Origin of the sequence: Epilithonimonas xixisoli, assembly GCF_004365655.1 — a bacterium.
In the GTDB taxonomy this organism is placed as follows: Bacteria; Bacteroidota; Bacteroidia; order Flavobacteriales; family Weeksellaceae; genus Epilithonimonas; species Epilithonimonas xixisoli.
Genome location: NZ_SOEO01000002.1, coordinates 983,470 through 992,307, shown reverse-complemented (window position 1 = coordinate 992,307; position 8,838 = coordinate 983,470). Strand labels below are relative to the sequence as shown.

Annotated in this window: 10 protein-coding genes; 5 read left to right on the top strand and 5 right to left on the bottom strand. The window is 34.9% G+C overall.

All coding sequences use genetic code 11. From position 1 onward, the window contains the following. Positions 1-407 precede the first annotated feature (407 nt). The 4 genes from B0I22_RS11990 to B0I22_RS11975 all read right to left on the bottom strand — a co-directional run bounded on the left by B0I22_RS11990 (position 408) and on the right by B0I22_RS11975 (position 4,156). Positions 408-848 carry a heme-binding domain-containing protein gene (locus B0I22_RS11990; RefSeq protein WP_133945119.1) on the bottom strand — a complete coding sequence of 147 codons (441 nt, stop codon included), beginning with the start codon at positions 846-848 and terminating at the stop codon, positions 408-410. Beyond that, complete coding sequence (locus tag B0I22_RS11985) at positions 845-2,497, bottom strand: Ig-like domain-containing domain (protein WP_133945117.1); 1,653 nt, start codon at positions 2,495-2,497, stop codon at positions 845-847. Before B0I22_RS11985 ends, B0I22_RS11990 begins: the two co-directional genes overlap by 4 nt. A gap of 141 nt (positions 2,498-2,638) precedes the next feature. Continuing rightward, on the bottom strand, positions 2,639-3,799 hold the full coding sequence (locus B0I22_RS11980) for a GlmU family protein (RefSeq protein ID WP_133945115.1): 1,161 nt from the start codon (positions 3,797-3,799) through the stop codon (positions 2,639-2,641). Between the two features lie 105 nt (positions 3,800-3,904). After that, on the bottom strand, positions 3,905-4,156 hold the full coding sequence (locus tag B0I22_RS11975; RefSeq protein WP_133945113.1) for a type B 50S ribosomal protein L31: 252 nt from the start codon (positions 4,154-4,156) through the stop codon (positions 3,905-3,907). Positions 4,157-4,488: 332 nt separating this feature from the next. Here B0I22_RS11975 and B0I22_RS11970 point away from each other — a divergent pair, with 332 nt between their 5' ends. The 5 genes from B0I22_RS11970 to B0I22_RS11950 all read left to right on the top strand — a co-directional run bounded on the left by B0I22_RS11970 (position 4,489) and on the right by B0I22_RS11950 (position 7,730). Next, entirely contained in the window at positions 4,489-5,238 is a 750-nt protein-coding gene (locus B0I22_RS11970) for a hypothetical protein (protein ID WP_133945111.1), read from the top strand. Then, positions 5,198-5,869: a hypothetical protein gene (locus B0I22_RS11965; RefSeq protein ID WP_166668228.1), complete on the top strand. Its 672-nt coding sequence runs from the start codon at positions 5,198-5,200 to the stop codon at positions 5,867-5,869. The genes B0I22_RS11970 and B0I22_RS11965 overlap by 41 nt, the downstream gene beginning before the upstream one ends. A 23-nt stretch (positions 5,870-5,892) precedes the next feature. Continuing rightward, positions 5,893-6,615 carry a sensor histidine kinase gene (locus B0I22_RS11960; protein ID WP_246022219.1) on the top strand — a complete coding sequence of 241 codons (723 nt, stop codon included), beginning with the start codon at positions 5,893-5,895 and terminating at the stop codon, positions 6,613-6,615. Between the two features lie 2 nt (positions 6,616-6,617). Then, positions 6,618-7,298, top strand: a complete 681-nt coding sequence (locus B0I22_RS11955; protein ID WP_133945107.1) for a response regulator transcription factor — start codon at positions 6,618-6,620, stop codon at positions 7,296-7,298. 84 nt (positions 7,299-7,382) lie between these two features. After that, on the top strand, positions 7,383-7,730 hold the full coding sequence (locus B0I22_RS11950; RefSeq protein ID WP_133945105.1) for a hypothetical protein: 348 nt from the start codon (positions 7,383-7,385) through the stop codon (positions 7,728-7,730). 289 nt (positions 7,731-8,019) lie between these two features. Here B0I22_RS11950 and B0I22_RS11945 read toward each other — a convergent pair whose 3' ends face one another. Beyond that, on the bottom strand, positions 8,020-8,775 hold the full coding sequence (locus tag B0I22_RS11945) for an enoyl-CoA hydratase/isomerase family protein (protein ID WP_133945104.1): 756 nt from the start codon (positions 8,773-8,775) through the stop codon (positions 8,020-8,022). Positions 8,776-8,838: the final 63 nt, after the last annotated feature.

The window sequence follows — 8,838 nt, the reverse complement described above, 5'->3', positions numbered from 1 at the left end:
TTCCTTTTTTATCCTACAAGACTTTTCTTAACTAAATCTAGCACTCTGTGACAAGTCCCAAATTCATAATCACCGTCTGTAAGCTCTTCTGCGCTGCTCTCTTAAAGCGGTTGCAAAAGTAGGAACTTTTTTTGAAACCGCAAATATATTCCTAATTTTTAAACAAACATTTAAGTATTGCGCTGGTTTTCAAAGACATTAATTTTCAAAAGAAAAGTGGATCTGGAACGGCTGTCTCGTTTTGATAGGAAATCCCGCAATAGGGATAGTAGTGGAAATCCTTTTTATAGAGATTTGCCAAGGGAAAGATGAGGCGATCTCTATAAAAAGATTGTAGCGGATAGCCCGACCCGCAAATTAAGCGTGGGGAAAAGCAAGGGAATTTGCGGGGATTGCCATAAAATATTTTATTTAGGCTGGAGATTATTAAAATAATTATCTAATTCTTTTCTTTGCTTCGTCGTCAAATTGGCTTCTGGATGATAACTTATATAGGAAGGCAATGGCATTTGTAAATCCCGAACGCTGGAAATGGTTTTCTCAATCGCATTTTTTTTTAGGTCATTATTATAAGAACCCCATTCTGAAAAGTTGAGATATTTTCGTCCTTCGTTGATATGATCTTTCACTGCCCACGAAATTGGGGCGATGTAGGCATAATTTGGATATTTGGTTTCGTTGGAGTGACAATCGTAACAGGCGTTTTTCAGAATCGTTTTTATTTGATCTGGCGTTTTGTGGATATCAACAAAATTGTCTTGCTTGTTGACTGCTTTGTTTTCCCGATCTATAGGAATGAATTGAATCCCGAGAAAAACGACTGCTGTCCAAAAGATTAATTTTTTCAATTGACTGGTTGTTCTTCTAAAGTTAAATCCCAGTTTTCATTGATTTCCCACATTTGGCGAACGTTGATCTTACTCATCACTTCTTTGTCTCCCATTTTTTTGAAGATGTAAACATCCTCCGCAGAAACTTCGTTTGCAAAATCCGCGCTGTCCCAAACGCCGTTCTCATTATTGTCCACCAAAATCCTCAACCTGTAACTTCCGGGTTTGAGATTGATGAATTTGATATCAGTCTGATTGGTGTATTGTTGATAAGCCGGCTCATTTTTCTCATTGAGCAATTGAATCCAGAATTTCTGAGATGGGATATTTTTGAGATGGGCAGAAAAACTTCCGAAATCTTCTGCTTTTGAAACTTCGAAATCGAAACGGACACTTTCGCTGGATCTGGTATAAAAAGAACTCAATGTGTTTTTCGGAACAGTCAACTGATATTTTTTTCCTACGACGAAATCTGACTTGATGAAAACCTGCGTGGAATCCAATTCCGAAATCCTTGCGGTGAAATTTTGGGCAATGCTGTCGGCTTCCAATTTCCAGTTTTCCGGTTGGATTTTATTAATGATATAATTGGATGAAAATCTGAAATCTGTCTCAGGCACCAATTTGTTTCCAAAAGGATTTGTAACCGTCATCTCATCTTTCGTTGGTTTTTTGTAAAATACAGACATCGTGTCTTGAACTGCGCCCGTGTCATAAGAGAATCTCAGGTTTTCACTTACCGTTGCGCCGATATTTTCCTTGGTTGCATCAAACCAAATCTTCACAGAATCTGATCGGGATTTGTGCGTCACTTTGTAATCTGCGGGTTTCTCGCCTACTGTTTTCACGATTACTTTTTCGGGGTTGCCTTCGAAGACCATTGTAATTCCGCCAACTGAGGCAGTCATTTCTTTGTACTTCGCCATTTTCTTTGATGGGAAAGTTTTCAGTTTCAATCCGGAAATGCTGGTTTGAAGATCGATCTCATCTTTTTGAAACGCAACATTTTCTTTTCCGATATCGTAGATGGAATTATTATTCTCATCATCGAAACCAATAATTTTATATTTTCCTGGCGTTAAATAATTTAATTCGAAATAACCATCGAGGTCAGCTTTAGCGATGTAGTAAGGTTTTTGGCGATAATTCATTGTGTCTTTGACCTGATAAAGTCCGACCACAAGATTCTTATCTTTTCCTTCTGAGTTTTTTTCATTTCCCAAAGCATCGGAAAGTGTTCCGCTGATGTAAAGATCATCGAGCTTTTCACCCGTCGAAAAAGCGAAATTGAAATAAGGCAAAATATTACTCTCATTCAGATCCACAATCGAATTTCCGAAATTAAAATTGTAAGTCGTGTTCGCCTGAAGCGTGTCTTTCCATTGAATTTCCAAATATTTGTTACCTGTGGAAGACGGAATAATCTTGGAATATTGGATCGGTGGAGAAATGATCAGATTTTTGCTCACATCTTTCAAAGTGATATATTCGTCAAAATCAATTCTGAGTTTTTTGATGTCTCTCGGCACATTGATTCTGGTGGTATCGATATTTGACCCGACCATTGACGGCGGAATAGAATCTTTGTCTCCACCAACGGGAGATCCAACTCTGGCACAACTTACCAAAACCAACGATGCAAAAAGCCAAAGAAGAAACTGCTTCATTATTATATATAGATGTTAGAATTTAGAGATTAGATGTTAGACTAAAATCTTAATCAGCAAAAATAAGCAAACTTTGATATAAAATTGATTTCCACAGCCGTAAAGGGAGCCAATTTTACAATAAAAAAATGAGTTTTAAAATTAAAACTCATTGTAGATATGTTTCAGAATGTCTTTGTCTGCTTCGGTCAATGGGATTTTTCTGCGTTCCATTGCTTTTTCTGCTACTTCGTAGGATTTATCCAATCGGAATTTTTCGTCACCTTTCATTCCACCCCAAGAAAAACTGTCTACGAGATTTGGTGGGAAACCAGATTTGAAAATATTTGAAGCTACTCCAACGATGGTTCCTGTGTTGAGTTGCGTATTAATCGCTGTTTTGGAATGGTCGCCCATTATCAATCCACAAAATTGCAAACCTGTATCGAGGAATCTTTTCTTTCTGTAATTCCAAAGTTTAACGGATGCGTAATTGTTTTTTAGGTTTGATGAATTCGTGTCTGCACCCAAATTGCACCACTCTCCTACTACCGAATTTCCTAAGAATCCGTCGTGGCCTTTGTTTGAATAACCGAAAATCACAATATTATTGACTTCTCCACCAACTTTGGAATGTGGACCAATCGTAGTTCCGCCGTAAAGTTTGGTTCCGAGATTTATTTTTGAATCTTCGCAAAGTGCCAATGAACCGCGGATATTGGAACCTTCCATTATTTCGGCATTTTTTCCGATATAGATTTTTCCGGTTTTGCAATTAAGCGTTGAAAATTCAACAACTGCGCCTTCTTCTATAAACAGATTTTCTTTTTCTCCTATGAATCCATTGGTTGAAGACAATTTCTGAGAGGTTTTCCCATTTGTAACTAATTCAAAATCGAAATTGATTGCAAAATCGTTGTGAGAAAAGATGTCGGTTGGTTTTTCTATGAACAATAATTTCTCGGTAATATCAGTCATTTTATTAATCTGATTGAGAGAAAAATTATCCATATTGATGTTCGCAACCAAAACTTCGTTATCATAAACCAAAGCTTCGCCGGGCTGAAGTTCTTTAATTTGTTTTAAAACTTCGTCTGACGGGAAGAAATTTGGAACAATGAAAAGACTTTGTTTCGGTTCTGGTTTTTTGAATTTTTCCTGAAGATAATTTTCTGTGATGTAGAAAACCTCATCTATCTCAAGAAGTTTTTTCCATCTTTCTGAAAAAGTCAGGATTCCCATTCGCATTTCTGCAACGGGTCTGGTAAAAGTGAGTGGAAGGAAATCTTCCCAATATTGTGCGTCTGAGAATACTAATTGCATTATTTATTCTGAGTTTAAAATTCAATGTTCAACGTTGAGCAAAAATAACAAAAAAACCTCTCGGAAAATCCGAAAGGTTTTGATATTTGTAAAAATCTGCTAAAATTATTTAGAGAATTTTTTGTATTTGTTCATAAACTTATCAACTCTACCTGCAGTGTCAACCAATTTAGTTTTACCTGTGTAGAAAGGGTGAGAAGTAGAAGAAATCTCCATTTTGATCAATGGATATTCAGATCCTTCGAATTCGATAGTATCTTTTGTGTCAGCAGTAGATTTGCAAAGGAACATCTCGTCGTTGCTCATATCTTTGAAAACTACTAATCTATAATTTTCTGGGTGTATGCCTTGTTTCATTTGGATATACTTTTTTGTTTAATTATCAAATGGAACCTAACGGTTTCATTTTCAGAAGTTTTAAAATTTAATATAATATGAGCAGTGGACTAATGGATCCGACAACTCTGGTTTTGAGGATGCAAAAATAGGAATTATTTTTTATTCTGCAAATTTTTATTTAACAATGCGAAAATATATTATAAAAAATTTCGTCAGTTGATAACACTAAATTAACCGAGGTTAACTTTTCATCCATTTTTATTATTTATTCATCAATAATTCTTTATCAGTATGGTTTTTATAAAATTCTTTCTTTATTTTTAACCCAAACTAAACATACTGAAAATAAAATGGCAATCTTAACTTATGAGAATTACACAACTGCTATCAAAAGTTGGGCAGAAGTGAAATCAAATTACACTGATATACAAAAAGTTATATCTCCAGAGCAGGTTTTTATCCTGTCTCGTGAACAGATCGAATGGTTTGACAAAGAAAATGAAGCAGAAACGTATTTCCGTGCAGACATCGGGGTTTGGGAAAACAATCTTGTGTTGATACTAACTCCAAGAACTAATGCTGGTGACGTAAAAACATTAGAAAACTATGAATTCTGTCCACTACAATTTCTAGAAAACGATCTTACATTATTACAAACCAAAACTTATACTGTAAAAAGCACTTACGTTTTATCTAAAGATTTAACAAAAAGTCAAGAAGATACAGATCTTAATCTACCTATTATGAACGAGCCTGTGACAGGACAACTAAAAGCGGTAGATGAAATAGAATCTTGGAGAGAAAACGCAATGGATTATTTGCAACGTGAATCTGTGGAGTTCAAAGGGGAAAGACTTTTCCAAAGTTTCTATATTCCAAAAGCGGATCTTTTGCACGATGAGCAAAACACACGTGATATTGTTTGTGTCTTTGGTTTCAAATATTCTGCAGTATATCAAAGATTATTGGCAACATTAATTTTCATCAGTAATGCAACTGGAGAAAAAGTTGGTGCTCCGGGAGCAGTTTATGCCGTACAGTCTGATCCTTCTAATACTTATGATTGGTCTAGACCAGTTCCACCATATATTCCGGGATAAAATGCAATTTTTTTTCGATACTAGTGCAATTTTAGCACGTATTCTTTTACTAATTGCTATTTTTTTTGGATTAAAAAATTACAGAATTGTTCAAAAAAAAGAAAAATGGTATTTATTTTATCTTCTCTTTGTTTTTTTTATTGAGTATGCTTCATTGACTGTAGCAAAAATTAAAATAAACGAGGGAAGCAATGCTTTTTTGTACCCCTGTTATATTGCCGGAGAATTTTTTACGATTACAGGAATTTTCATAAAAAAATTGAATTTCAGCAGGCATTACTTTATTGTAACAGGAATACTAAGTTTGTTCTTTTTAACGGCAGATAAAGTTCTTATCCATTTTCAGTACAATAATGATTATTCAAAAGCTGTTTCCAACATCATAATGATCTCAATTATCGGATTTTCATTGATTCAAGATATTAAAAATGTAAAAAATAAAAATCCTTTTCAGAATATCGATAAAATATTTTTTCTCTATTTCACAATCAGTATCTTTATATTTATACTTCAACAGCAGTTGCTGTCTTTCCCAATATCTTATTTTTCGGCGTTATGGATTATCAATAACATTTTGATAATCATAGTATATTCATTTTTCATTTATACTCTTTTAAAATTAAAGAAATAAAACTCAATATCGTCTTTTTGGTTGTGCTGATTCTCGTTTTGATAATCATCATATCCTTTATATTATTAGCATACAGAACATTCATCCAAAGAATTGTTCAGGAAAAAGATGCTCAATTTCAAGCTGAGTTGGAATATCAGAAACAATTGACTTTAGAAAATATAAAAGGACAGGAAGACGAACGAAAAAGAATTGCCATAACCGTTCACGATGATATTGGAAACCGACTCAATATTCTTTCACTTTGGCTCAATAATCTGGAACCGGAAAATCAGGAAGCTTCCAAAAAAGTCATTAATTCCCAAATTACGGAACTAATAGATTCGACGAGGAACATTTCTCATTCACTTTATCCCGTCAATCTTGAGAAACTTGGTTTGGTTTTGTACCTACAGGAATTGGTCACCAATCTTTCTTATAAACTCAACCTCTCCTTATATATAGACAACAGATATGAGCGGAAAGATATTTTTACAGAAGTGCAGATCTATCGGGTCATTCAGGAATTCACCAGCAATGTCATTAAACACTCCAATGCAGATGAAGTTTCGGTTTACATTAGAAAACATCAAAAATGTCTGACGATGATTCTTACCGACAATGGACAAAGTTTCGATTACAAAACGGCAAGCAAAGGAATGGGACTTAAAAATATAGAATCCAGAATTGCGTCCGTAAAAGGAATCTACAAATGGAAAAACAAAATCGGAAAAGGAAGCAGAATTATCATTAATATTCCCTTATAATTATGAGCAGAAATATAAAACTTGTTTTGGTTGACGATGAACAACTGATTCTGGAAGGCATCAAAATGTTGCTTTCTGCGCAAAAGAATATTTCAGTTGATTTTATGGCGACGGGCGGAGCAGAAATCTTAGCGCATTTGGAAACAATTTCGAAGGATGATTTTCCTGACATCGCGATGATAGATGTTCAAATGCAACCAATGGACGGTTTCGAATTGGTGGAAATCCTAAAAAAAAATTATCATGATTTGAAAATTATTATTCTTTCTTCTCATTACAAAAGTAGCGTTCTTGGTTATATGATAAAATTGGGCGTTTCCGCCTTCCTTCCTAAAAACTCAGACAAAAAAACCTTTATCGAAGCCATAGAAATGGTAGCTCAAAACGGAATGTACTTCACAAAAGAAGACCACGAGATGTTGTTGTCTTATATGAATACACCTTCCCGAAAAAAATCCCTTTTCGATAACGAAGAAACACTTTCCAACAGAGAAATTGATGTTGTAAAGTTAATTTGTCAGGAAAAAACCAATCAGGAAATTGCAGATATTTTATTTCTAAGTCCAAGAACTGTGGAAAGCCACCGACAAAGAATCCTTGATAAAATAGGCGCAAAAAACACGGTTGGGATTGTGATCTATGCGGTTATTAACAGTATTCATTCTGTTCCGATAAAATTGTAATTCTTAAAATTCCGTATTTCTACGCTATCGCAGTTTCGCTAATTGTCATTTCTTTGAATGAAGAAAATTGAAACCAATTAGCGAATGTCTCAACCATTAGAAATAGTCAATTCCACAGATCATATCGTCAAAGGCGAAGTCACGTATATGACTATCTTTTGCACCAGTCATTACTTTTTTGTGAAACCAAACTCCAAATGGAAATCAGAAAAACGAGGAATCTGCCCAATCGTAGAAGTTTCTGCTGAGATAAAAACTCCACGAGGAATTTTCACAGCCAAGCCATTTATTTCCATCGGAACCACTCACAGTAGATTCGAAGTAGTGGAATTACGAGAAAATATTTTTAAAGTTATAAGGATGAGAAATGCAGAAACCAAGAAACCTGCAGTTATCAAAAATCACAACCACTCTTTTATTGACCAAAGATAAAACCTATTAATATTTTTTCTAAGTCTCATCAAATTTTTGATGGGGCTTTTTTTTATCTTAAAAAATTAGAATCCGTAGAAATACGCAATATCCAATTTGGTAATTTCCACGCTACCGCAGAGTCTCAAATCTTTCTACTTTTGACCTATCAATAAAGAACATAAGCAAACACAATCAGGTTCTAAAAACAAAACGATGAGAACTCATTTTGAAATTTAGTTAGAGTTAGTTAATTTAATTTCCGAGTGAAAAACAGAACCGCCTTCCGGATTGGAAGGCGGTTTTTGTTTTATTTATTCTTAAATTGATTAATTGCATTCACAGTAAAATCTGACAGAACCAATTTCCCACTGATTTCCGCTCGCTCACTTAAAAGTTTGTCCCAATCTTCTGTTCCTTTCCAGAAGATTTCTTTCAGTTTCATCATTGCTTCTGGATTTGAACTTGCTAATTTTTCTGCCAAAGTTTGGATTTCAGCGTCCATTTCCTCAGTCGTTTCGTACATATCCTGAAACATATTTTTCTCTCTTGCCCATTCAGCAGAGTAAAATTCGGTTGCATTAATAGCCAATTGCGCGAAAGCCGAAGTTCCAATTTTCTTTTCTACAACCGGTCCAATTACGAAAGGTCCAATTCCGACTGCCAACTCGCTCAACTTAACCGAAGCATTTTCCGTTGCAAATGTGTAATCCGCCGCACACGCAATTCCAACGCCTCCACCCACAGCTTTTCCGTGGATTCTTGCGATAATCAGTTTTGGAGATTTTCTCATCGCATTGATGACATTCGCAAACCCTGAGAAAAATGTTTTCCCCGTTTCGAAGTCTTGAATCGAAATCAGTTCATCGAAAGAAGCGCCTGCACAAAAGGCTTTTTCGCCACCACTTTTCAAGATGATGACTTTTGCGTCGTCATTTTTTCCAAGGTTATTAATTTCTTCTACAAGATTTCTGAGTTGAGAACTTGGCATCGAATTGCTTTGTGGATGAAAAAACTCGATGGTTCCGATTCCGTTTTCTATGGTTGATTTTACGTATGCTTCCATTTTATTAAATTAAATGATTAAAAAATTAAGACATTAAAAAATTACTTTGTTCTTAATTTATTC